The sequence below is a fragment of the Actinomyces sp. Z16 genome (genome assembly GCF_003111765.1).
Classification (GTDB): domain Bacteria; phylum Actinomycetota; class Actinomycetes; order Actinomycetales; family Actinomycetaceae; genus Actinomyces; species Actinomyces glycerinitolerans.
On the sequence record NZ_CP027862.1, the window covers coordinates 159,341 to 183,810 of the forward strand.

The following is a 24,470-nucleotide window of genomic DNA, read 5'->3' on the forward strand; positions in this document are numbered from 1 at the left end:
GCAGGACTCATATAACCCGCCCCGCCTGGACGATCACCCCCGACAGACCTTGGAAAACACGGGGAAGTTCGGCCGTCCGGCGCCGACGCCGGTGCACGTCCCGTGGGTATCCCCGGTGCTGGGCGGGTGTGCTGCGAACCTTTGCCCTCTGCTGCGACGTTTTGCACCCTGGTGTATGGCAAATACCCGCACACCAGGGTGCAAAAGCTCGTAGCAGGCGCGAGCCTCCCTGCCGCGGCGCGGGCAGCGCTCCCCATGGCCCCGGCCGCGCCCGAGCCGTTACTGTTCTGCAAGAATGCTCCGGAGGTGCCCGTGTCCGACCTGATCGTCCGCTGGGGCGGCCTGCGCGCCGTCGCCGCCTTTACCATCAAGTCTCTGCTCATCATCGTGCTCGGTGTGATCGTGCCGCTGTACGCACTGGACCCCTTCGGTGCCACGCACACCCCGGCGGTAGAGATCCATGACGAGGCCGAGGTGCTCGACGACGCCGCCCTCCAGACCACCCTGGAGGACATCGGCTTCCGCCGCGACATCCGCCTGGCCGTGTTCACGACGGACGACGTCGACCCCTACGCCAGCTCCGACACCGTCTTCAACGACGCCGTCCTCGACTATGCCCTGAAAGAGCAGCCGTCGTGGATCTCCACCGCGGACCCCGACGTCTGGGCCGACGGCCTGGTGATCCTCGCCGTGTCCCCGCAGGGGCGGTGGGTCGGCTGCTACTTCGGCGAGGACGTCAAGGTCGACCTGCGCACTCAGCAGAAGATCCAGGACGCCGCGAAGAGCTCCTTCCGCCTGGCGCGCTGGGACGTCGGCCTGGAGACCATGGCGCAGCGCACCGCCGACTTTGTCGGCAGGCCGATCCCTTCCACGGAGGTGGCGCTGCTCGTGGCGTTTGTGAGCCTGGCCGCCGCCCTTGCGCTGCTGGCGTGGATGTTCTGGTCCCGCCGCGAGGCGCGCGACGCCTACAAGCAGGCCCGCCGTCACTTCACGCAGATCACCACCGACTACGACGCCACCCAGATCCGTGCCGGCACCATCCCCGCCGACGATGCCCACGGCGCCCAGGTGCTGGCCCGCTTCGCCTGGTTCGAGGAGCGCTACGCGGGACTGGTGCGTCTATTCAGCGACTTCGGCTCCCCGCGCGGCGCCCAGTGGTTCATGAGCAGCCGTCGACGGCGCGCCCAGAAGCTGGCCGCCAGCGCCAAGGAACTCGACAGGGTCGACGACGTCATCGCCGCCGCCTCCACCTTCCTCACCCTCGGCCTGGGTTGGGAGAAGGTGTGGGAGAACGAGCAGGGGCCGGTGCACGAGGATCTCGCCTCCTACGCGGCCCTGTGCACCGCCGTTGTCAACAGGACCCGGCTCGCCCACGTGAGCTTCGACGTCGAAACCGACCGCGCCTGGATACAGAAGCGACGCGACCGCCTGGCGGCTATGACGGTTGAGTTGGCACAACGAACGCTGACGCCCTCGGCGGCACTGAACGAACTGGACACGATTGCCGCGGGCGTGCACAGCCGCTGCGACAGCCTGGCCCGGCGTGCCCTGGCAGCGGATACCTCCCGTCTGGGCCGGGAACGGCTAGGCCGTTACGAGTACAGTCGCCGGTCGAGCGCCTACCGCAACAGCGGCCCCGACTACCTGGGCTGGTGGAGCGCCCGCAGTGGTCGCATGCACTACAACCCCGCCACCACCATCCGCATCAACTCCAAGTCTCCGGGCCTGCGCGCCCCGGGCCTGTCCTCCTCCGGCACCGGCCCGGTGCCGCAGTTCTCCCGTCCGGTCGCCAGCCTGGTCACCGGTTACAGCAGGGCGTCCACCTACACTCCCGCCTCCAGCAGTAGCGGTTACCACGGCTCCGGCTCCTCCAGCCACTTCAGCGGCGGTCACAGCAGTCACAGCAGCTTCCACGGCTCCGGCTCCTCCTCCCGCTTCTGAGCGAGACCAGCAGTGCGCGGTCAGCAATCCCGGGGGTGCCCGTGTCCGATCTGATCGTCCGTTGGGGCGGCCTGCGCGCCGTCATCGCGCTCGCCGGTAAGTTCTTGATCGTCGTGGTGCTGGGCCTGGTGGTCCCGCTGTACATCGCGGCACCCTTCGGCGCTACGCACACACCGGCGGTAGAGATCCACGATGAGGCCGAGGTGGTCGACGACGCCGCCCTCCGGTCCGCCCTGGAGGGTGTCGGCTTCCGCCGCGACATCCGCCTGGCCGTGTTCACGACGGACGACGTCGACCCCTACGCCAGCTCCGACACCGTCTTCAACGACGCCGTCCTCGGCTACGCGCTGAATCGGCAGCCGTCGTGGATCTCCACCGCGGACCCCGACGTCTGGGCCGACGGGCTGGTGATCCTCGCGGTGTCCCCGCAGGGGCGGTGGGTCGGCTGCTACTTCGGCGAGGACGTCAAGGTCGGCAAGTACACCGAGGGAAAGATCCAGGACGCCGCGAGGGGCTCCTTCCGCATGTCGCAGTGGGAGGCCGGCCTGGAGGCCATGGCCCAGCGCACCGCCGAATCGCTCGGCAAACCCATCACCTCGGCGCGGGCGGCGGTACTCGTGACCTGCCTGAGCATTGCCGCCGCCCTCGCCCTGCTGGGACTGATCTTCTTCTGCCGCAACGCGGCGCGCGATTCCCTGCGGCAGGCCCGGCGGTGCTTCGCCCAAGTAACCGCGGACTACGACGCCACCCAGATCCGTGCCGGCACCGTCCCCGCCGACAACGCATACGGCGCCCAGGTGCTCGCCCGCTTCGCCTGGTTCGAGGAACGGTACGTGCAGTTGGTGCGTCTGTTCCGTGAGTTCGGCGAGCCCCGTGGGGCTCAGTGGTTCGCCCTGGGCTGCTTCAGGGATGCCGCGGAGTTGGAGGACAGGGCGAAGGAACTGGACCAGCTCGACGACGTCATCGCCGCGGCCTCTACCTTCCTCACCCTGGGCCCCGGCTGGGAGGAGGTGTGGGAGAACGAGCAGGGGCCGGTGCGCGAGGATCTCGGCTCCTACGCCGCGCTGTGCGCCTCCGTCGCCTTCAGCACGCAACGGGCCAAGGTGAGTTTCGATGTCGCGCCGGAACGCGATCTGGTCCGGGAACGCCGTGACCGGCTGGCGGCCATGACGAGCGAGCTGGTCTCCGGGGCCCTGACGCCGTTGGCGGCCCTGGACGAGCTCGACGCCATGGACTTGGACGTTCACCACCGCTGCGGCGACCTGGCCTGGCGGGCGCTGGCGGCGGACACCTCCAGTACGGGCCGCAAGCGGCTGGCCCGCTATGAGAAGGACTACGCGCAAGGCAAGTACGCCGGCGAGAGCGCCGACTATCAGGGCTGGTGGTCCTCCTCGGCGCGCAGCGAGCGCCACCACTACGACCTGGCCACCACCATCCGCATCAACTCCAAGTCGGTGGGCCTGGACGCCCCGGGCCTGTACGACGCGGCTGTGCGCCGATCAGGTGCCCATGACGCGGGGGCGTACGGCGCGAACTGGCCGTACTCGGGGTCCGGCGCCTCCGGCGTCGGCGCGGTGCCGCTGTTCTCCCGGCCCGTCGACGGCCTGGTCACCGGCTACAGCAATATCGCATCCCCCTCGTCCAGTTCCTCCTCCGGCGGGTCCGGCTCCTCGAGCGGCTTCGGCGGCGGCAGCTTCTCCGGTTCCGGCTCCAGCTCTCACTTCTGAGGCGAACGACGGCGCTGTGCGGTCGGCCGGGGGCGCGTGGAGCCGGCCGCCTTTGGCGCAGGCACACTCGGCGACCGGCGGTTGCCTCGGCCCGCCGGGGTCGGCCACCCGTGGCTGGTCCCACCCGGTAGGCTGGCGCGCATGTCGAAGAAGAACCGCCAGCGGCGTCGCGACGGCGACCGCAAGGCCGCCAAGAAGCAGCAGATCCCCTTCGTGGCTCGCCCCTTCGCCGGGCTGCCCGCCGAGCCGGACCTGGTGGCGATGATGCAGATCATCCCCGCCGCCTCCATGACGGTGCGCCTGGACGCCGACCACGGCGGCCAGGAGGTCCAGCTGGTAACGCTCCTGCCCGAACTGGCCCGCTCCCTCAAGCGCGCCGACGGCCGGGTGCTCGTGGCCATGCAGAGCACCGTCCGCTCCGGGGACGCCAGCCGAGACGTGGCCGCCGCCCTGCTGGAGGCGCTCGATCTCGAACCCGGCACCGGCCTCGCGCCCAGCGGCCTGCCCGAGCCGGGTGAGCGCCTCCAGGACATCCTCGACCCCGACTTCACCCCCAGCATCGACGTGCGCGAGTCCTTCGACTTCTGGCTCACCGCCGAGCAGGCCGAGGAACCCGAGGCGCTCCGGATCGTGGAGGACGCCAAGGAGGGGATCGCCCCCACCGTGCCGGTGCCCGGCGTCGAGCACGCCTACTGGTGCCGCATGAACGGCAAGGAGTTCGTCCGCTGGGTGCGCGGCGAGGACGAGGACGCCTTCTTCAACGCCTTCGCCCGCATCCACGCCGCCCGCGAGTCCGACCTGGAGGAGGGCGCCCGCTTCCTCGGCGCCTTCCGCGCCTGCGGCCTGGCCATCCCCGTGTGGGAGCTCGTGCCCGGCACCGAGGCCGAAGAACTCACCGAGCCCATGCGGGCCATGGCGCAGCGGCTCGAGGCCGCCCTCACCGACGGCGCCCCGCTCGACGCCGAGGCCCGCCGCGCCAAGGCCGGCATCATCTCCCGCCAGGTGAACCTGTAGGGCGAGGGCGCCCCGCCGGCCGGACGCCCCGCCGTCGTGAGGGCCGGCCGCAACGGCCGACGGCGCTCACGAGCCTGCGGCGGGGTGCCCAGAGCCGCGACGACTGGGCGTCAGCGCTTGCGCCGAGGCCCGGCGTCGGGTCAGGCGTAGCGGCGGGCGAGTGCCATCGCCTGGGGCCCGTAGCCGCCCCCGAACAGGAACACGTGAATCATCAGCAGGTGCAACTGGTGCAGCCCCACGCGCTCGCGCCAGCCATCCGCCAGTGGTGAGACCTCGTTGTAGCCGGCCACGATCCGCTCCAGATACGGCTGCCCGAACACGCCCAAGGCCGCCAGGTCGGTCTCCCCATGCGCACCCTGGGTGAGCGGGTCGATGAGCACGCCCACGGTTCCGCCCGCCCCGCGGTCCGCGCCGGCGGGAGCCCAGTCGGCCACTTCCGCCGTCGGCACCCACAAGACGTTGCCGGTCCACAGGTCGCCGTGCGTACGCGCCACGGCGACGGCGTCGCCCCGCTCGGCGGCGGCGCGGCGGGTGAGGCGGGGCTGGGCGGAGTCGAAGTCGCCGTCGGCCAGGCGTGCGCAGACCCGCTCCAGCAGGGCGGCATCGGCGGCGGAGAGCGTGCCCGCATCCCGACCCGGCCGGATGTAGGGGGCGATGCGGTCCGCGGCGTAGAACTCACCCCAGCGGCGCGGCGTGCCGGACTCGGCCGTGTGCGGGCGCAGACGGATGTTGCTGCGCCCCATCTGGGTGCGCCCGTCCCAGCCGGGCGGGGCGCACCCGAAGGCCGGCGCCCCGGCGGCGTGGGTGACGGCCAGAGCCCGCCCGAAGGCCTCGGCCGCCGCCGGTGTCACCCGAGAATCGGTGAGCCGCGGCTCCTCCAGCCAGCCGTCGCCGACGCGCGCGGGCACCACGCACGCGCCGCCGTCGGCCATGGCCTGGCCGAGCCAGGCCAGTCCCTGCGCCTCTAGACGGGTGGCGCCGGGCAGATCGTCCTGCTTGCGGAATACGGGTCGGATACTCACCCGCCCAGCATTCCACGCGGTCGCGCTCAGGTGGTCGAGGCTCGGTACACCTCGGCGATCGAGGCCTCCAGAGCGGCGTCGAACTCCGCCTGGGTCTGCGAGACGTCCAGCCCCTCCAGCAGGGCGCGGGAGAAGCTGGCGATCAGGCCGCGGTTGCGGGCCAGGCGCCGGACGGCCTCGGCGCGGGTGTAACCGCCGGACAGGGCGGCCACACGGGCGACGCGCGGGTGGCGCATGAGTGCGTGGTAGAAGTCGGTCACCGAGGGGATGGTCAGCTTGAGCACCACATCGCGGCCTTCAGGCAGGTCGTCCAGGTGGGCGTTGAGCGAGGCGAGCAGGAGCAGCTCGATGCCGGTCTTGTCCGGGGCGTGGATGTCCACCTCGGGCTCTATGATGGGGGTGAGCCCGGCGTCGAGGATCTTCTCCGCGATCTCGAACTGCTGATCGACGACGGCGGCGACGCCCTGAGTGTCGGCGTGCAGGATGATCGAGCGCATCTTCGTGCCGAAGACATGCTTGTCCACGGCCTTGGCCAGGGTGTCGTCCAGGCCCGGGATGGGCTTCATGACGCGGGCGCCGTGAGCCTCCTCGGCCAGGCCCTTGTCCACCTTCAGGAAGGGAACGATGCCCTTGACATCCCACAGGTAGTCGGCAGTGGGGCGGCCCTCGACCTCGGAGTCGAGGGTGCGCTCGAACAGGATGGCGGCGAGGATCCGCTCGGAGGTGAAGGCGGGGCTGGTCATGACGCGGGTGCGCATGGCGTGGACCAGATCGAACATCTCCTCCTCGCTGCTCCACGCGTCGGGTTCGATGCCGTATGCCTTCAGCGCGCGCGGGGTAGAACCGCCGGACTGGTCGAGGGCGGCAATGAAGCCGGCGCCGTGCCGGATCCGGTCCATCTGGGCGCGGTGGTCGGGGCGCGATTGGGTGGGCATGATGTGCCTCCTGGCTGGATTGTGCGAGTGCTCGGGACGACGTTGTCGCGGCGTTGGCGGCTGGGCCAGCTCGGGCACAAACAATTATATGCGAGAACGGTTCTCATAAAAAGAGTCGATTGCGGGCAATAGTGGTCGGCGCGGCACCGGCGGCGCGGCGGCGTGGTGCCGCGTTTGAGTCGGTCCGCCGGGACTCCGCCCCTGCCGACCCCGACGGCTTGCCGCGCCCGGCACCGCGCGCCGGGAGTGCCGGGCTGCCGTGCGACGTCGTCTAGGCCGCAGCCGACACGGTGCGGTCGGGTAGTACCTCGGCGGCGAAGATCTCCCCCGGATGTCCGAGCGCGCCGTCGCGCCCGCAAGCGCCCAGCGTGAACCAGATGGCCTCCACCGCGTCAGCCAGCTGCTCGCTTGCGGAGGATTGCTCGGAGTCCCGGGAGGCGCGCGCCGCACGCCGCCAAGCCAGATACTCGGCGGGCTCACCGTTGGGACCACCGAGAAGATCTGGTGCGTGCTCCTCCGGGGTCTGTCGCACGGCGTCCTCGATGCCGTTCCACGCGCCCGTCGTGCTCTGGCTGCTCGCCCTGCCCCCCTGCGTGGGCTCCCAGTAGGCGCCCAGGGCGGACACGAGTCGCGGCACGGCTGGATCGGTGTTGATCCGACTCAGTCCGCGCCCGGCGGCGCGCGTGAGTCCGTGGGGAGCCAGGCTGAGGAAGTCGAAGACCGCGTCGTGCATGGACAACAGATCGAGGCGGGTCTCCGGGTAGGTACTGCCGGTATCACCCGGTTGCGGCGCCCACCGCCCGTACAGGTTCAGATTGCGCAGGCCCAGGACGATCTCGTACAGGCGGCCGAGCCCGACCGCGAGTGTGGTGGTCACCGAATCGCGGTTGACCTCCGACAGGCCGCCACTGCGCGCTACGCGTACTCCGGTGGCCAGCAAGTCGCGCACTACTGCCGATCGGTAGCGGAGCTCGAGGTCTTGCTGCCGGGAGAGCGCCGAGTTGAACATGACCCAAATGTTATCGGCCCGATGCGAAACCGTGGCGAGGCGCGCTGGGTGACGGCACGTTGGCGCGGGAGCAGTGCCGTGAACCGGCGCGGCGCATGCACTTTGCGGCCCGACTCATGCGCTTTACGACCTTGGGGTACGAAATACGACCCCGGGGTGGTCGTGAAACGCACCCCGGGGTCGTAAATCGCAGGCTGAGTGGCACGACGACGGCGGCTACCCCTATGCCGGCTCCGCCGCGGCCTTTGCCCGGACCTCGCTGCCCTCCCGCAAACGATCGTTGGCGCGCTCCACGTCCAGCCGCGAGAGCAGGAACAGGATGATGCCGTTGACGATCGCCGGGATCCACAGGTACATGAAGTACAGCATGTTGATCGCCGAGTCGGGCTGGACCGGCGCGTTGGCGATGTAACCGCTCGCGGCCAGCAGCCAGCCCGCGAGCGCTGTGCCGAGACCGCCGCCGATCTTCACCCCCAGCGAGGTGCAGGAGAACATCAGTCCATCGATCCGCTTGCCCGAGCGCAGGAGGGTGTGCTCGGAGGCCTCCGCGATCAGCGCGTTGACCGTGCCCTGCAGTGGGCTCATACCGATGGAGGCGATCCCGGAGCAGATCAGCATCAGTGGCAGGCTGCCCGCGTAGGCCGCCGCGACCACCCCCAGCCGCCCGAGGACCGCGATGATGTAGCCGACGATGTTCACCCGGTACATGCCGCCCACCCGGGAAACCACCCAGGGGGTGGCCAGCAGGCCCGCTATCAGCGGGATGTTGATGGCCCAGGCGAACACACCCAAAAGGTTCGCGTTGCCCAGGATGTAGGTCATGAAGTAGATGCCCATGTTCAGCGTGGCGGTGAAGATCTGGGTCATCAGGAAGACCACCAGGATGATCAGGTAGTACTTGTTGGCCAGCAGCAGCTGCATGGACTCCTTGAACGGCAGCTTCTCGTCGGCCCCGCCTGAAGCCGCGGCGTCGGCGGCCGCGGCGCGCTCGGCGTCCTCGGCGGGCATGTCGGAGCGGTCGGCGAGCTCCTCGGGGGACAGCTCCCGCACGGACATCACCGACAGGGTGTTCACGGCCAGGCCGATGAGCGCGTAGATGATGGCGATCGTCCGCCAGCCCTCGGCGCCTCCACCCAGCAGCTCCACACCCTTAACCGTGAAGGTCTGGATCAGCAGGCTGGTGCCGAAGGCGAACATGAAGCGGATGGAGCCCATCTGCACCCGCTCGGCGCTGTTCTTGGTGATCAGCGCGGTCAGCGAGGAGTAGGCGATGTTGTTGGCCGTGTAGAACACCGAGTTCAGCAGCGTGTAGGCGATGAAGAACCAGGCGTACTGGGCGGTCTCGCCCAGGCTGGGGGGAATGGCGAAGACGGCGATGATCATCGCCGCACAGCCCACGAAGCCCCACAGCATCCAGGGTCGGGCCTTGCCCATACGGGTGCGGGTGCGGTCCAGCAGGGTGCCGAAGAGGATGTCGGAGAAGCCGTCGAAGAACTTCGACAGCATCATGAGCGTGCCGATCACGCCGGAGTTCAGCCCGACCGTGTCGGTCAGGTAGATCATGACGAACGCGGACAGCAGCGCGTACACCACGTTCCCGGCCACGTCACCGGAGCCGTATCCGACCTTGTTGTACCACTTGAGGTACTTCTTCTCTTGCATCAGTTGACCTCGCTGTGAGTCGAGCCCGCGAGTACGGAATCGCCGCGGGCGGGGGTGATGGATGGGAGGAGGAAGAGACGAATGCCCAGGTCGGTCAGGCGCCCCGGGACCACCCGGTAGATGTCCCGCAGGGCGGGGCCGCAGGAGGCGGAGCCGATCCCGGCCATGGCCCGGTCCAGGCACAGCACCGTGGCGCCGCACGGCCGCAGCTCGACGTCGTGGCGGGCGCGGGTGAGCTCCTCCTGGGTGTACCGGGAGGCGTTGAAGGACAGTGGTCCGAAACCGGCCGCGGTCAGGGAGGCGACGTCGTCGCTGACGGTGACGTAATCGCAGTCGGCGTGGGAGCCGCCCTCCTGCGGACGCAGGTAGGGCACGTGTAGGGCGTCGACGTCGCTGCGGAAGGTGCCGTGGTAGCCGGCGCGGTGCTTGTCCACGTAGCTCTCGTGCGGGCCGAGCCCGTGGTAGGCGACAGCAGTCATGGACGGCGGCAGGAACAGGCGCAGGCCCAGGCGCGGCAGCGGCGGGAAGTCCGGGTCGAGCATGACCCGCGCGTCCAGCTCGATCAGCCCGGAGGGGGTGATGGTCCACGTGCCCGCCGCCCGCAGCACCGGCTGCACCGCGGGCGCCCCGACCGACAGCTCCGTGTGCACGACGACGGCGTCCGCGCGCTCCTCGGCCTCCACCCGGTAGGCGCGGGTGGTGGTGCGGTGGTATTGGGCGGTCTCCCAGTCCTTGCGCACCTCGGCGTCGTTGTCCGTGGGGGCCCGCCAGGTGTTGATCTCCATGGGGCGGGTCAGCAGGCTGCGGCCGCCGACGACGAGCCGGCTGAGCAGGCCGGTGCGGGTGTCGAACTCATAGTTGAAGGACTCCCCGGCCACCACCAGCCCGGTCGGGCCCGCCGTCGTGACCGTGGGCGTGGCCGCCGTCGTGCCCGACGACGGCGCACCGGCCAGTGCGGCCAGCCGGTCCAGTACGTGGTGGCGCGAGTGGGCGTTGGGCAGCGGCACCTCGTCAAAGCCCAGCTCGTGCCCGGCCTCCAGCAGCGGCGCCGCGGCCTTGAGCCGGTAGGAGACCAGTAGGTGGCAGCGGCCGGACTCGGGCACCCTCGCGGCGCAGGGGATGGTGACGGCGGTGTGCGGCGGCACCGAATCCGGCAGCACCAGCTCACCCGAGTCGACGACGACGCCGTCACGCCGAACCTCGTAGCGGACCTCCAGGTAGCCGGCCAGGTCGGTGGCGTCCAGGTCGTTGCGCAGCGTGAGGGTGCCGGCGTCGGCGTCGAAGGCGAGCACGCGCGCGGGCCGCTGCACGTTCTTCAGCTCCAGCAGGCCGGTGTGGGGGACGCGGTCGGGGGACACCAGACCGTCCACGCAGAAGTTCCCGTCGTGCAGTAGCTCCCCGCTGTCTCCGCCGTACAGGTAGACGGGGCGACCGTCGTCGGCGGTCCCGGCACGGATGGCGTGGTCGCACCACTCCCACACGAAGCCGCCGCACATGCGCGGCTCGGCGAGGATCAGCTCCCAGTACTCCTCCAGGTCGCCGGGGCCGTTGCCCATGGCGTGGCAGTACTCCACCAGCAGGAAGGGCTTGTCCGGATCGGCGTCCAGGTAGGCGTGCACCTCGTCCAGCCCCGGGTACATGCGCCCGTACAGGTCGATGCCGGAGTAGTCGTAGGCGCGCTTGGAGTCGCGGTAGAAGGCGCTCTCGTAGTGAGTCACCCGGGTGGGGTCGGCGGCCTTGATCCAGGCCAGCGCCGCCTCGAAGGTGCAGCCGTAGGCGCACTCGTTGCCGGCCGACCAGGAGATGACGCTGGGCCGGTTCTTCTCCCGCTCGACCATGGCGCGCACCCGGTCCAGGGTGGGCTCGGTCCACTCGGGGTTGTCGGCGATGGGCTCGTTCCAATGCTCCACCTGGCTGTCCCAGGAGGAGTCGGCCAGCACCCGCACCTGGGTGCCGTGGGACTCGACGTCCGCCTCGGACATGACGAAGAACCCATAGGCGTCGCACAGTTGGTAGAAGCGCGGATCGTTGGGATAGTGGGCCGTGCGCACCGCATTGATGTTGTGCTGCTTCATCAGGCGCAGGTCGCGCAGCATGTGCTCTACGTCGATCGTCGGCCCGGTGACCGGATCGGACTCGTGCCGGTTCACGCCGCGCAGGGTGGCCGGGGCGCCGTTGACGTACAGGACGGCGCCCGCGGTGGTGACCTCGCGCAGGCCGACCTGCTCGGTGATGACCTCTCCGGGGGTGGTCAGGTGCAGCGTGTACAGGTAGGGGTCCTCCGCGCACCACAGGTGCGGGGAGGCGACGCGCAGGGCGGCGGCGTGGGTGTACGGGGAGCCGGTGTCGGCGGGTTCCAGCTCGCCGTCGGCGACGACGGCGCCCGCGGCGTCGCGCAGCTCCAGGCGAGTGGGGACCGCCTGGCCGCGGAAGCCGGCGCGGACGGTGACGGTGGCGGCGTCGTCGAGTGCGGTGGTGATGGAGTAGTCGAACAGGCAGTCCTGCGGGCGGTCCAGCAGGTAGACGTCCCGGAATATGCCGGAGGTGCGGAACTTGTCCTGATCCTCCAGGTAGGTGCCGTCGCACCACTTGAGCACGAGCACGGCCAGCCGGTTGGTGCCCGGGATCAGGAAGTCGGTGACGTCGAACTCGCTGGTGGCGTGGGAGACCTGGCTGTAGCCGAGATAGCGGCCGTTGAGCCACACGTAGAAGCAGGAGTCGACGCCCTCGAACACCAGGTGGGTGCACGGCGCCGCGGCCGGGGCGGCGTGCTCGAAGTCGAGCAGGTAGGTGCCGCAGGGGTTGTCCTGCGGAACATAGGGCGGGTCCAGGGGGATGGGGTAGCGGTAGTTCGTGTACTGGTGGTGGTCGTATCCCTGGTGCTGCCAGCTGGAGGGGACCGGGATGCGAGCCAGGTCGGTGGTGGGGGCCGCTGGCGCCCAGAAGTCCTCGGGTACGGCGTATGGGCCCGGGTAGTAGGCGAAGGCCCAGTCGCCGTTGAGCAGCTGAAAGCGGTCTGAGGTCTCTCGCTGCCAGGGCGCACCGTGGGTGGGCGCGGAGGCGGGGACGTAGTAGGCGCGGTGGGGGAGGGTGCCCTCGTGCAGGACGGTGAGGTCCTCGTGGTGCCCGGGAAGGATCATCGTTGACTCTCCTGTGTGCGGTAGCGGACCGGGCGGGTCCGCCTGGGTTCGGGGCCGGACGACGCCGGTGGCGCCGGCGCGAAGTGCCTGGGCGGCGGGGCTCTGGCGCCCCACACATGTCGACGTTAACATAAGGGGGTACGGCTTGAGAAGGTGCGAGTTAGTTCAGTAATTGGTGGGGTAACTCGAAGGTGTCATTGAGGAGGCGTACATCTGCTATGATGACGTTATCACTGCCGTGGGCGTGGATTGGGCTGCCGCTTGCGCCCGGACGGGCTGCTAGGCTCACGAAGGTGGCTGGGAGAAAACGCGATCGAGGTGCACCGTCGGTCGCCGACGTTGCCCGCCTGGCGGGCGTCTCCTCCCAGACCGTGTCCCGTGTCTCGGCCGGCGCCACGAACGTGCGCCCGGACACCCGGGAGCGGGTGCTGCATGCCATGCAGCAGCTCGGCTACGCGCCCAACCGTGCCGCCCAGGCCCTGCGCAGCGGATCCTTCAAGGCCATCGGTGTGCTCACCCAGCAGATCCTGCGCACCGGCGAGGCTCAGACCACTAATGGCGTGTTACAGGCCGCCTGGGAAGCCGGATACACCGTGTCGATGGTGCAGGTGGACCGCCCCCAGTCCGAGGACATGGGGGCGGCCGTCCACCGGTTGGCCGCGCAGGCGGTGGACGGGCTCGTCGTCGTCCAGGCGGGGCGGGCGGGCCGTGAGCACCTGGCGCTGCCCGCCGGTATGCCGGTGGCCGTATCCGACTCGGCGCTCGTGGGCTATTACCCGTCGGCGTCGGCCGATCAGGTCGGGGGTGTGCGCGCCGCGGTGGGACACCTGCTCCAGCTCGGGCACCGCACCGTCCATCACATCACCGGGCCGGCCGACTCGCAGTCGGCGCTGATCCGATCGGCCGCCTGGGCGTCCTGCTTGGAGGAGGCCGGCCGGGAGGTGCCCGAGGCCATCTCCGGTGACTGGGACGCCGCCGCGGGCTATGCCGCCGGGCGGAAGCTGGCCGCCGACCCGGAGGTGACGGCCGTGTTCTGCGCCAACGACGAGGTGGCCATCGGCCTGATCCGCTCCCTCCATGAGCAGGGGCGGCGCGTGCCCGAGGACGTGTCCGTGGTCGGCTTCGACGGTCTGGAGCTGGGCGAGTACTGCTTCCCACCGCTGACCACCATTCGCCAGGACTTCCACCGGGCGGGCGTGGAGATGGTCAACCTGGTCCTCGAGCAGGTGGCCTCCGGCGTGCAGGACGGCAGCAGGCGCATCGTCATCCCCACCGAGCTGGTCGTGCGCGGCTCCACCGCCCCGCCCGCTCGCTGACGTCCGGCTCCGGCCCCACTTCGCCTGCTTGGACCGCCGGGCTGCACTTGGACCGCCCCAGACGCGCTTGGTTTCCAAATCGGCCCTAGGTCCTATTGTGTAAGTGCTTGGGTGGCGGTGGGCGGTTGAGTGGCGGTGCGCGGTTGGGTGGCGGTGTGTGGTATTTGAGCCGGTCAGTTGGACCGCTGTTCCCCCGTTGGACCCCTGTTCCCCCGTTGGACCGCCGTAGCCGCCGGTTACAGCGGTCCAACGGGGCGTGGGCGGTCCATCGGGGCGTGGGCGGTCCAACCGGGGCGTGGGCGGTCCAACGGGGCGGTGCAAGACCTACTCGCCCCCTTCGACGGGTGCACACCAAGCCCACTCAAACTGGAGCCCGGTAGCCACCAGATACGACGAACTCGCCATCCGCTACCAGACCACCACCCACATCGCCAGCACCGCCCCACCGGCACAAACGACTTACACAACACGACCTAGCCCTCGCCGGTGACGGCCTTTGTGCCGAATTCGGAGCATCATTCCGTCCCACGGCGGGGCGTCCGGGCACACACCAGCCACACCCAACAATCGGAAGAGCCCCTAAAGCACCGTGCTCACACCGATGCTCCAAAGAAGTCACGTGGCGAAAGCGAACGTAGTTTCGGCGTCGGCCAGCCGCTGCGCCCGACGAAGAGGAAGCGGAGTCCGACGTCGTCATTGCGCTGGGGATGGAGAATCAGCCTCGGTCATAGACGTGGTCGCGGTTGCCGACATCAAGCGCAAGCACCACCAGCCGGGAGTCCTGGATGTCGCAGATCACGCGGTAATCGCCTATTCGATACCGCCACAGTCCTGCCAGCCGCCCGGTTAACGCCTTGCCGCGGATGCGTGGATCTCCGGTGCGTACCACCGCCGTGAGGGCATCGCGGATACGGCGCGCCACCTGTGGGTCCGTTTTCCGCAGCCAGCGGACGACGTCGGGATCGTACTCGAGCCGCCAGTTCGTCATGAGATCGTGTCGATGGCGTCAGCGGCGGGGTCGCCCTCAAGCCCCAGTTGTTGATCGACTTCCTCGGCGGAAATGGCGGTTGCCCTCCCGGCGCGGTGCGCGGCCGCGCGATCCGAGATGCGCTGTTCCCATTCCAACGCGGCGAGATCGCGTTCGAGAACCTCACGCACGATATCGCCCTGGCTCCTGCGCGTCGTGCGGGCCAGGGCGGCTACGCGGTCACGTAGGTCTTTAGGGAGCCTGACGGAGATCGGGCTGCCGAGTGTCGAAGACATGCCTACATCGTATGCATTGTTTACAACGTAAACAACGTATACAACGTAGGTAGTTCGGTATCCGTGATCGCCCCTGATTCGTGCTGGACCACTGCTAGCCGACGGAACGGCCAGTGATGACCTTGCTCATGAAGCCGATGGGAGGGGCCTCGACACCCACGGGGTGCATGCCCCGCGCGGTGCGCGGCCGCGCGATCCGAGATGCGCTGCTCCCGGTGTCACATGGTCAACCGCTCGTCGAGCAGGTGTCGGGCGGGCACTCCCAACGCCCGGAGCGTGTGCCGCATCGCCAGTACCGCCGGTGCGGGGCCGACGACGACGAAGCGCCCGTGGGCGAGCAGATCGGCGTCCAGGAGCGCGGCGAGATCGGCGCGCGTGTAGCGATGCCTGTGATGGTTGTAGTGGAAGGTGGGGTTGTGTCGGGCCAGGGAACGCAGCATGTCGTCGTAGTACAGGTCCTCCGGGCGGGAGACGGCGTGCAGCACCATCACCCGCCGGGAGGCGGCGTAGGCCTGGGCGAGTCCCACTAGGGGCGCGATGCCGGTGCCCATTCCCAGCAGGACCAGGGGGCGATCCTCGGCGGCGATGACCCGGTTGAAACGGCCGAAGGGGCCCTCGAGCGTGACGTCTGCGCCGACCGGCAGCCGCGACAATTGGGAGGTGAAGTCGCCCGCCTCCCGGATTGTCAGGACCAGGGGCGCGGGGCTTGCGGTCGTCGGACTCTCCGCGGCCGCCGAGGCCCGGGCGTACTCCGGGGCGAAGGTGACCGAGAAGGGGTGGGCCTGGGCGGGCAGTCCGGGGGTGTGGAAGGTGACGAAGCAGAAGTCGCCGGGCTCGTACGCCGTCGCGCCCGCCGCCGGCGCGATCACTACCTGGCGGGTGGTGTCGTTCAGGGCGGTGTTGGCGATTACGGTGCCTTGTCGGCTCGGCGCCGCCGGGGCGATCAGCTTGCCCCACAGGTAGACGGCCAGTGCGGCGAGGGTGTACAGGTCGACGGCGATGACGAAGCCGGTCGCGGCGCTTACCCGCGGAATGACGTGGACGTGCAGCACCACCAGGCCGATCATCACGAAGTTGAGCCGGTGGATCCACACCGAGGCCTCATGGGTGAGGAAACGCCCGAGCCGTCTCTTCACGGCCGCCGCTAGGGGCAGGCGATCCACCAGCCAACCGCTCATGAACAATGCCGCGTATACGGCGCCGAAGATGGCCAGATACCAGGCCACGCGACCCGACCAGTAGATGATCGGGTGCATGGTGAACAGGTTGAGTACGTGGGCGGAGGCGAGCAGCAGGGCGAGCACACCGAGCACCCCGTGCAACTGGTAGAGCGCCGGCAGTCCGATGCGCCGATCCAGGGCCCGCGGGCGCGTGCTGAGAGCGACCGAAACCAGCCACCAGGTGTAGGCGGCCACGCCGCAGTCGTACAGGATCAGGTCCCGGGTGGGCGCCAGCAGCTGCGTGTTGAGCAGGAGGATGAGCGGCGCCGGCGCCGCCAGGCTGACCGCCCAGGCGGCCCACCAGGACGGTGGGCGCAGCGCGTCGCGCCGTCCCCGCCGACCGCGCGGCCGCGTCCGTTTCGGCGCGCCATCCTCCTGCCTCGGCGGTGTCATCGCGGCAGCCGGGCGTACGGGGCGAGTCTTCACAGACCGAGGTTTTCGAGCCACGCATCCACATCCGGCTGGGCGTCGGCGGCCTGACTGCCACGCACGGCCAGGCCGTCGAGTACCGTGGCCTGCGGGTACTGGGCCTCAAGTTGCTGTTGGGTGTTGCCCAGGCCGGAGCCCTCGTGGGTGGTGAAGGGGATGACGGTCTTGCCGTTCAGGTCGACGGCGTCTAGGAAGGTGCGCACCACCATCGGGTACTCGCCCCACCAGATGGGGGCGCCGACGAACACCGTGTCATAGCCGGACACGTCCGGCAGCGGGTCGCGGATCTCGGGGCGGGCGTCGGCGTCGAGCTCCTCCTGGGCGACCTCGGTGGTCTCCTGGTAGTCACTCGGGTAGTCCGCGAGCGGGACGATCTCGTAGGAGTCGGCGCCGGTGCGCTCCTGAATCATCTGGGCGATGCGGGCCGTGTTGCCGACGGTCAGGTCGCCCCCGTAGACGCCCTCGGTGCGGGAGAAGTAGACGACCAGGATCGAGCTGTCGCCCGCCGGGGTGTTCTCGGCGTCGGCGGTCGGCCGCTGGGAGGGCGCCGCCGGGGCCGCCGAGCGCGATGCGGATGTAGACGTCGTCGCCGAGGGCCTTACTGCCAGCTCATAGCCGACGACGGCGGCCACGACCACGGCGAGGGCGCTAACAAGCGCGACGATGCGGGCGCGCTGGGACATGGAATCACTCTCCGGTGGTGTTGTAGGAATGCCCAGGGCCAGAGGGCCTATGAATGAAGACTATTGAGGGCCGGCCCAGTCAGGGAGGGCCGGTGAGGGCCTGGATGACCTGCATGACCCGCGCGGTGAAGCGCCCCGTGAACGCAGTTCTGCCGAACGCGCAGGGGCCGCGTCGCGACAGCGCCTTTTCGACGTCGGCGTCTTAGGCTGGCCCCATGAGCGAGTACTTCGGGGGCAAGCGGGGCCAGGCCGCGCCACGGGGACTCCCGGAGAGCGGGCGGTCAGAACCCTGGACTCCCTTCCCGGGGCGCCGACCGGATACGGTTTCCAGCGCCGACATTCCGGGCCGCTCCCGGCCGCGGGAGCGCTCGCACGGCCGTCATGTGGCACCGCCGGCGCCCGAGCACGTGCGCTTCGGGCTGCCGTTCAACGACATCCTGCCCCTGTGGCACGACGGCGCCGACATCACCTGGCACCGTCCCGCCGATGCCGTCGACTTCGCCTCCATCCTCGGCCTGGGGTACGTGCAGACCGAACCCGGCCCCACGGCGACGCCCAACGGCTGGCAGGAACTCGTTGAGACCGCCACCCTGCTGCCGGCCGCTCCCGACTCCGACGACGGCCCGGTGCTGCAGTTGCGTGCGGCCACGCCGGCGGGCCGCCGCGCCATCAACGACCCGGGTAACGGCGCCCCCATCCGCCTGTCGCCGGCGCTGCCGGCCCAGGAGGCCATGGGAGTGGCGAGCGGCCTTGACCACACCCGCTTCGCCGTCCACATCGGTCGCCTCATGCTGCGGGCGGCGCGCGACGGCGCGATCCTGCTGTTCACGCTGCGCGCCCCCCGCGATCCCGAGGCTCACCACCTGCTGTCCGTGCCCAGCGAGGTGGATGCGCGCCAGGTCATGCATTTCCACCTGGGTACCTTGTTGGACATGGACGACGGCGCCTGGGCGCACGCCAAGCGGGCCGACAACATGACCCTGCTGGATCTGGACATCCCCTACCAGAGCCTGCTGTCCAAGAGCGGTCAAGGGGGCCAGGGGCTGGAACTCGAGCGCCTGACCGACATGGCCCGTCCGGTCGTCGAGTGTCTGCTGCGCCCGGGCTTCCCCTTCGCGCTGGGGTTCTCCGTGATCCTGCCGATGGGGCGCTGACGGGTCTCGTAGCCGACCCCGCGCCCGCCAGGTGGAGCGACGTTGCAATTCCCCGCCTGCTCCACCAGGCTCGTGCTTATGAATACACATCCCGGCCCCGCAACGCGTGCCGGTAGCCCATTGGACTCTGACCCGGCTGACGCCGCACGACGTCTGCCTGTGCCGCGCGATCCGGCTGCCGCCTACCAAGTGGTGATGGTGTGTACCGGCAATATCTGCCGCTCCGCCATGGCCGAGGTCGTGCTCCTAGACCGGCTGCGCGCGGCCGACGTCCCCACCGGCGGGCCCGGCAGCGTCGTCGTCACCTCTGCGGGCGTCTCCGACGAGGAGTCCGGTAACCCCATGGACCCCCGCGCCCGGCACATCCTGACCGAAAGTGGCTACGGCGTCGGCGCAGATCCGGCCGCGCGCGCCACCGCGGCCGCAATTGCCGAGCACGCCGCCCACCGCATCGCCGACGCCGAACTGCGCCGGGCCGATCTCATACTGGCCATGACCAGCGCCCACCGGCGTGTCTTGACGCGCCGCAGCGAGCGCCTCGGCGTCGATCCCGCACGCATCCGCATGTTCCGCGAGTACGACCCGACGGCGGCGGCAGGCACGCCCGGCGCACCCGGACGCGCGGCAAACCTGGACGTGCCCGACCCCTGGTACGGCACTATGGCCGACTTCGTCGACACCCTCGCCGTCGTCGAACGCGTCAGCGACGCCCTGGCCCCCGCACTCGCGGAGCTGGTGGGAGCGGCCGGGGCACGGTGAGCGGCCCCGCTGTGCGCGGGCCGGCCGGGCGCTCAGCCCAGCCGCTCGGACAGCCAGCCGGTGAGCGTGGACAGATACTCCTCGCGCACGGGGGAGGGCGACAACACCAGGTCATGTACGCCGCCGGGGATCTGCACCACGGTGACGTCCTCGCCCAGGAACCGCGACCGCTCCACGATCTGCTCCACCGACAGCACCGTGTCGCACCGCAGCGCCTCCTGGCGCGAAATACCCGGGCCGCCCGACGCCGTCGAGCAGCACACCAGCACCGGCACGTCGATACCGAGCCCGTGGTGCACTTCCCGCTGCAGGCGGCGGATACCGGCCAGGAATCCCGCCCGCACCGGGAACGACGGCGAGGGCTTCAGTGACAGGTCCCAGTCCCACTCCCCGCCCCAGCGGCGGTGCAGGGTGCGGGCGTAGATGTCCACCTCGATGGGGCCCGGATCCGTATCCACGGGGACGGTGGTGGCGGCGTCGGTGCCGGCCTGTTGTGGAGAGGCCGCCGGCGCGCCCTCGGTGCGCGACTCGGATGGGGCGGCTCCGGCCGGTTCGAGCGCCTTGAGCTCCGCGGGGTTGTCGATGATGCGGTCGGGGTCGCGGCGCGAGAGCAGATCGACGAGGGCCGAGCCGTAGGAGCGCACCAGGCCGGAGGAGTTCAGCTGCAGCCACGGGGAGTTCAGCGTGACCGCCTCGACCGACCCGGGGTGGTCTCCGGCCCAGATGACGGCTTGCAGCCCGCCGGTGGAATGCCCATTGAGCACCACCGTGGAGTGCCCGTGCTCGCTGCGGATGATCCGCAGTGCCTCGGCGATCTCCTCGTCGTGCACGCGCAGGTCGCGCACGTCGTGAGGGGACCAGTAGCCCACGCCCGCCCGACCGCAGGCGCGCAGGTCCAATGCGTAGAACTCGTATCCGGCGTCAAAAAACGCGTCGGCCAGCCAGGTTTGGAAGAAATAGTCGTTGCGACCGTGCAGGTACAGCACTGCGCGCTCATGCCGGGGTGTGCCCGGCCGCCCGTCGGGGCCCGGAGCCGGCACGGCCCCCCGTTGGTGGACGAGCACGGCGTGGTCCGCGCCCGGGGCGGCGGGGGAGTCGGTGACGGGAATGGTGCGCGCGACCCACGGCTCGCCCAGGATGTCGGGCACCGTCTCCGGCAACGGTTCCGGAGCCGACGCGGCTCCGGCAGGTGATGGGTGGCCGAGCGGGTCCGGCGTCGTTGTGGATGCCATGGCTGCATCCTGTCACGGACGGCGACGATCGGTGGCACACGAGTTCGTCTCGGATACACGAGTTTTGGAGGTTTGCACGTGTCCTGCACCTGCAAACCTCCAAGACTCGTGTTCATGGCACAAACTCGTGTTCGCGCAGTGATGCGCGCGTCGTTTTCGGCCGTCGGCTTGCTCCGGGCCCCGCCCGCCGCCTAACGTAGGCACCGACCATCCAGAGCAACCGAGAGACCTGGCTCATCGACGTTGCAGCAACCCCCGTTCGCGGTGAGGGTGCTACCGCCAGGACCGATGGAGGACCACGTGACGCAATCACCCGCATCCGCGCCACCCGCTTCGGTGGGGGCCGACGGCGCGCAGTCGCCAGCCGGCGCCGTACAGGCAGCGCCCGCGGAACCCATGATCTCCCTGCGCGACGTGCACAAGGTGTACAAGCTCCCGGGCGGGAACACGGTGCGCGCCCTCGATGGGGTGAACCTGGACGTGCATGCCGGCTCCATCCACGGCATCGTCGGAACCTCCGGCGCCGGCAAGTCCACGCTGGTGCGCTGCCTGACCAGCCTGGAGCGCCCCACCTTCGGGGAGGTGCGCGTCGCCGGCAAGAACATGACCGACCTGTCCGCCCGCGACCTGCGCGAGGCCCGCCGCGCCATCGGCATGGTCTTCCAGCACGCCAACCTGCTCGACTCGCGCACCACCGCCCAGAACGTCGCCTACCCGCTGGCACTGGCCGGCGTGCCCAAGGGGCAGCGCCACGACACCGTAGCCCGCATGCTCGACCTGGTGGGTCTGGCCGACCGCGGCTCCTCCTACCCCTCCCAGCTCTCCGGCGGCCAGCAGCAACGCGTCGGCATCGCCCGCGCGCTCGCGGACCAGCCCTCCGTGCTGCTGTGCGACGAGCCCACCAGCGCCCTGGACCCGGAGACGACCCGCCAGATCCTGGGCCTGATCCGGGACGTGCGCGACCGCCTCGGCGTCACCGTCGTGATCATCACCCACGAGATGAGCGTGGTGCGGCAGATCTGCGACTCCGTGAGCCTGCTTCAGGCCGGTCGCGTCGTCGAGTCCGGGCCGATTGAGAAGGTCGTCTCCGACGTCGACTCCCGGCTCTCCCACGAACTCGTCCCCACTCCGGAGATCCCCGACGGGGAGCTCGCCGACGGCGCTGTGGTCATCGACGTCGCGCTCACCTCCCACCCCGGCCAGCCCGCCGCCGCGCAGGTGCTCTCGCTCGCCGCCGAGCGGGGCGCCGACGTCGCCGGCGGTCTGTTCGAGACCCTCGGCACCGCCCAGGTCGGCCGCCTGGCGCTCACCATCCCCGCCGACCAGGCGCCGGGCGTGCTAACCGCCCTGCGTGAGGCGGGCGTCACCGCGGAGGTGCGCGCATGAACAGCCTGATCGCTGCCGCCGGGACTCTCTCCGCGACCGCCCGCGTCGGCGCCCTCGCCCTGGCCTCCAGCGGCGACGACACCTGGTTCAACAACCCCGCCATCCAGCGCAAGCTCGGCCCGGCCACGCTGGAGACCTTCCAGATGCTGGGCGTATCCGGCGCCCTGACGATCGTCATCGGCCTGCTGCTGGGACTGGCGCTGGTCACCACCGGCAAGCGAGGCCAGCACGCCAACCGGGCCGTCTACGAGGTGCTCTCCCAGATCGTCAACATCGGCCGTTCCATGCCGTTCATCATCCTGATGGTGGCGCTCATCCCCTTCACCCGCGCGCTCGTGGGCACCTCTCTGGGCTGGGGTGCGGCCTGCGTGCCCCTGACCATCGGCGCCATCCCCTTCTACGCCCGCCTGGTGGAGACCGCCATCAACGACGTCGACCACGGCAAGGTCGAAGCCGCCCTGATGATGGGCGCCTCCGGCCGCCAGATCACCTGGGGCGTGCTGGTGCGCGAGGCCATGCCCACGCTCATCCAGTCCGCCACGGTCACCCTGATCACTCTGCTCGGCTACACCGCCATGGCCGGCACGGTGGGAGGCGGTGGCCTGGGCGACCTGGCCATCCAGCACGGCTACCGGCAGAACGACCCCGACGTCATGGTGATCGTCGTCGTGCTGATCGTGCTCATCGTCGCCGTCATCCAGGTGTGTGGCGACATGCTCAGCCGGCTGGTCGACCACCGCTGAGCCTCGACCAGCCGGAGTCCCCGGAGCCCCCATGGCCCCAACGGCTCGGCTGCCCCATCCCGGGCCGGTCCCGCGGCGGCACGAGCCGTCCGCCGGCACCCACGTACCCAACCAACCGCAAGCCTTGCAGACACCTGCAGGCACCTTCACGGACAAGGAATCGCATCATGACCTCCACCATCACCCGCCGCAGCGTCCTGGCCGGTGGCCTCGCCTCCGCCGTCGCCCTCACCCTGGCCGCCTGCGGCGGCTCCTCCAGTGACACCTCCACCGACGGATCCGGCACCACGGCCGCCGTCGACGGCATCAAAGTCGACGGCGACACGGCCACCATCACCATCGGCGCCACCCCGCAGCCGCACGTCACCATCCTCCAGTGGGTGCAGGACAACCTGGCCGCCGACGCCGGGCTCAACCTCGACATCGTCGAGATCGACGACTACCAGACGCCCAACACCTCCCTGGACGACGGCTCCCTGGCGGCGAACTTCTATCAGACGCCGAATTTCCTAGAGCAGCAGATCGAGGAGAAGGGCTACGACTTCGTCGCCATCGCCGACGTCCACATCGAGCCCATGGGCATCTACACGGACAAGGGCTACAGCTCGGTCGACGAGGCCGCCGAAGGCGGAACCATCCTGCTCAACAACGACCCCGCCAACACTGCCCGCGGGCTGCAGCTGCTCGAGACCGCCGGGCTGATCACGCTCGCCCCCGACGTCGAGATCCCCACCACCCTGGACGTGACCGACAACCCGAAGAACTTCGATCTGGTGACGGTCGACGGCGCCCAGGTGGCCGCGTCGATGGCCGACGCCGAGCTGGCCGTCATCAACGGCAACTACGCGCTCGACGCCAATCTCAAGCCCAGCGAGGACGCGCTCGTCCTGGAGCAGGGTGAGGGCTCCCCGTACGCCAACCAGTTGGTCGTGCGCACCGCCGACAAGGACAACGAGCACCTGGTCAAGCTCGCCGGACTGCTGAACTCCGACGAACTGCGTACCTACATCGAGGAGACCTGGACCGACGAGTCCGTCATCCCCGCCTTCTGACGCCTCCGCGCCGACGCGACCGCTGCCGGGCCGCTCCGCTCCACGCCCGCAAGGGGTGGGCGGGGCGGCCCGTTCAGTCCACGATGCCGTACAGGCGGTCGCCGGCGTCACCCAGGCCGGGCACGATATAGGCGTGCTCGTTCAGGCGCTCGTCGCGGGCGGCGGTGACGACGGTGACGTCGGCGCGGTCGCCGACGGCTGCCTCCAGGGTCGCCAGCCCCTCCGGGGCGGCGATCAGGCAGATGGCGGTCACGTCGCGGGCGCCGCGCTCCAGCAGATAGTTGATGGCGGCCACGAGGGTGTGGCCGGTGGCGAGCATGGGGTCGACGACGAAGCACTGGCGGCCGGACAGGTCATCCGGCAGCCGATTGGCGTAGGTCTCCACCTCCAGGGTGTCTTCGTTACGCTTCATGCCCAGGAAGCCGACCTCGGCGGTGGGCAGCAGCCGGGTCATGCCCTCGAGCATCCCCAGGCCGGCGCGCAGGATCGGCACCACGATCGGCCGCGGCTCGGCCAGGTGCCGGCCGGTCGTGGCGGCTACCGGCGTCTGGATGCGGATCTCCTCGGTGCGCACGTCGCGCGTGGCCTCGTAGGCGAGAAGGGTGACCAGCTCGTCAACGAGTTGACGGAAGACGGCCGAGGGGGTCTTCTCGTCGCGCAGGACGGAGAGCTTGTGGTCAATGAGCGGGTGGTCGGCAACGTGCAGGCGCATGGGCCAAGCCTACGACGCCCAAAACGAGCTGAGGGTGGAATAGGCCGGAGCCGGGCGGCGGAGTGTGGTCC

General features: G+C 70.0%; 20 protein-coding genes and 1 riboswitch. Of the genes, 9 read left to right on the top strand and 11 right to left on the bottom strand.

Annotation, left to right across the window (positions count from 1 at the left end):
- Positions 1-306 precede the first annotated feature (306 nt).
- The 3 genes from C3B71_RS00675 to C3B71_RS00685 all read left to right on the top strand — a co-directional run bounded on the left by C3B71_RS00675 (position 307) and on the right by C3B71_RS00685 (position 4,682).
- On the top strand, positions 307-1,941 hold the full coding sequence (locus C3B71_RS00675) for a DUF5129 domain-containing protein (protein WP_234415995.1): 1,635 nt from the start codon (positions 307-309) through the stop codon (positions 1,939-1,941).
- Between the two features lie 41 nt (positions 1,942-1,982).
- A complete protein-coding gene (locus C3B71_RS00680; RefSeq protein ID WP_108969377.1) occupies positions 1,983-3,668 on the top strand; it encodes a DUF5129 domain-containing protein in 1,686 nt (561 codons plus the stop codon).
- Positions 3,669-3,809: 141 nt separating this feature from the next.
- Entirely contained in the window at positions 3,810-4,682 is an 873-nt protein-coding gene (locus C3B71_RS00685; protein WP_108965411.1) for a DUF5926 family protein, read from the top strand.
- A 140-nt stretch (positions 4,683-4,822) separates the two neighbouring features.
- On the opposite strand, the gene C3B71_RS00690 is transcribed toward C3B71_RS00685, so the two are convergent.
- The 5 genes from C3B71_RS00690 to C3B71_RS00710 all read right to left on the bottom strand — a co-directional run bounded on the left by C3B71_RS00690 (position 4,823) and on the right by C3B71_RS00710 (position 12,450).
- Positions 4,823-5,704, bottom strand: a complete 882-nt coding sequence (locus tag C3B71_RS00690) for a fructosamine kinase family protein (protein WP_396027136.1) — start codon at positions 5,702-5,704, stop codon at positions 4,823-4,825.
- 26 nt (positions 5,705-5,730) lie between these two features.
- Entirely contained in the window at positions 5,731-6,639 is a 909-nt protein-coding gene (locus tag C3B71_RS00695) for a fructose bisphosphate aldolase (RefSeq protein ID WP_108965413.1), read from the bottom strand.
- Between the two features lie 271 nt (positions 6,640-6,910).
- Complete coding sequence (locus C3B71_RS00700) at positions 6,911-7,648, bottom strand: hypothetical protein (protein WP_073329447.1); 738 nt, start codon at positions 7,646-7,648, stop codon at positions 6,911-6,913.
- 222 nt (positions 7,649-7,870) lie between these two features.
- Entirely contained in the window at positions 7,871-9,310 is a 1,440-nt protein-coding gene (locus C3B71_RS00705) for an MFS transporter (protein ID WP_108965415.1), read from the bottom strand.
- Positions 9,310-12,450 carry a glycoside hydrolase family 2 TIM barrel-domain containing protein gene (locus C3B71_RS00710; protein ID WP_108965418.1) on the bottom strand — a complete coding sequence of 1,047 codons (3,141 nt, stop codon included), beginning with the start codon at positions 12,448-12,450 and terminating at the stop codon, positions 9,310-9,312. The genes C3B71_RS00705 and C3B71_RS00710 overlap by 1 nt, the downstream gene beginning before the upstream one ends.
- Before the next feature lie 293 nt (positions 12,451-12,743).
- Here C3B71_RS00710 and C3B71_RS00715 point away from each other — a divergent pair, with 293 nt between their 5' ends.
- A complete protein-coding gene (locus C3B71_RS00715; protein WP_073329463.1) occupies positions 12,744-13,766 on the top strand; it encodes a LacI family DNA-binding transcriptional regulator in 1,023 nt (340 codons plus the stop codon).
- Between the two features lie 715 nt (positions 13,767-14,481).
- Here the strand turns inward: C3B71_RS00715 and C3B71_RS00720 are convergent.
- From C3B71_RS00720 to C3B71_RS00735, 4 genes are all read right to left on the bottom strand, one after another.
- The gene (locus C3B71_RS00720) at positions 14,482-14,754 is read right to left on the bottom strand and encodes a type II toxin-antitoxin system RelE family toxin (RefSeq protein WP_073329468.1); all 273 of its coding nucleotides are present in this window, start codon (positions 14,752-14,754) and stop codon (positions 14,482-14,484) included.
- Entirely contained in the window at positions 14,751-15,029 is a 279-nt protein-coding gene (gene relB, locus C3B71_RS00725) for a type II toxin-antitoxin system RelB family antitoxin (RefSeq protein ID WP_073329473.1), read from the bottom strand. The genes C3B71_RS00720 and relB overlap by 4 nt, the downstream gene beginning before the upstream one ends.
- A gap of 218 nt (positions 15,030-15,247) precedes the next feature.
- On the bottom strand, positions 15,248-16,675 hold the full coding sequence (locus tag C3B71_RS00730) for an iron reductase (protein WP_146752377.1): 1,428 nt from the start codon (positions 16,673-16,675) through the stop codon (positions 15,248-15,250).
- On the bottom strand, positions 16,672-17,361 hold the full coding sequence (locus tag C3B71_RS00735; protein WP_073329478.1) for a flavodoxin: 690 nt from the start codon (positions 17,359-17,361) through the stop codon (positions 16,672-16,674). Before C3B71_RS00735 ends, C3B71_RS00730 begins: the two co-directional genes overlap by 4 nt.
- Positions 17,362-17,576: 215 nt before the next feature.
- On the opposite strand from C3B71_RS00735, the gene C3B71_RS00740 reads away from it, so the two are divergent.
- Together C3B71_RS00740 and C3B71_RS00745 are read left to right on the top strand one after the other, a co-directional pair.
- Positions 17,577-18,515 carry a hypothetical protein gene (locus C3B71_RS00740; protein WP_234415997.1) on the top strand — a complete coding sequence of 313 codons (939 nt, stop codon included), beginning with the start codon at positions 17,577-17,579 and terminating at the stop codon, positions 18,513-18,515.
- Between the two features lie 78 nt (positions 18,516-18,593).
- Positions 18,594-19,274, top strand: a complete 681-nt coding sequence (locus C3B71_RS00745) for a low molecular weight protein-tyrosine-phosphatase (RefSeq protein ID WP_396027135.1) — start codon at positions 18,594-18,596, stop codon at positions 19,272-19,274.
- 32 nt (positions 19,275-19,306) lie between these two features.
- Here the strand turns inward: C3B71_RS00745 and C3B71_RS00750 are convergent, their stop codons facing one another.
- Positions 19,307-20,506: an alpha/beta hydrolase gene (locus C3B71_RS00750; protein ID WP_108965423.1), complete on the bottom strand. Its 1,200-nt coding sequence runs from the start codon at positions 20,504-20,506 to the stop codon at positions 19,307-19,309.
- 204 nt (positions 20,507-20,710) lie between these two features.
- A riboswitch (SAM riboswitch) is annotated at positions 20,711-20,801 on the top strand.
- Between C3B71_RS00750 and C3B71_RS00755 the strand changes: the two genes are divergently transcribed.
- From C3B71_RS00755 to C3B71_RS00765, 3 genes are all read left to right on the top strand, one after another.
- Positions 20,795-21,892, top strand: a complete 1,098-nt coding sequence (locus tag C3B71_RS00755; RefSeq protein WP_108965425.1) for a methionine ABC transporter ATP-binding protein — start codon at positions 20,795-20,797, stop codon at positions 21,890-21,892. Its footprint overlaps the riboswitch before it by 7 nt.
- A complete protein-coding gene (locus C3B71_RS00760; protein WP_108965427.1) occupies positions 21,889-22,635 on the top strand; it encodes a methionine ABC transporter permease in 747 nt (248 codons plus the stop codon). The genes C3B71_RS00755 and C3B71_RS00760 overlap by 4 nt, the downstream gene beginning before the upstream one ends.
- Before the next feature lie 167 nt (positions 22,636-22,802).
- Positions 22,803-23,687: a MetQ/NlpA family ABC transporter substrate-binding protein gene (locus C3B71_RS00765; protein WP_108965429.1), complete on the top strand. Its 885-nt coding sequence runs from the start codon at positions 22,803-22,805 to the stop codon at positions 23,685-23,687.
- A 73-nt stretch (positions 23,688-23,760) separates the two neighbouring features.
- Here C3B71_RS00765 and upp read toward each other — a convergent pair whose 3' ends face one another.
- Entirely contained in the window at positions 23,761-24,399 is a 639-nt protein-coding gene (gene upp / locus C3B71_RS00770) for a uracil phosphoribosyltransferase (protein WP_108965431.1), read from the bottom strand.
- Between the last annotated feature and the right edge of the window lie 71 nt (positions 24,400-24,470).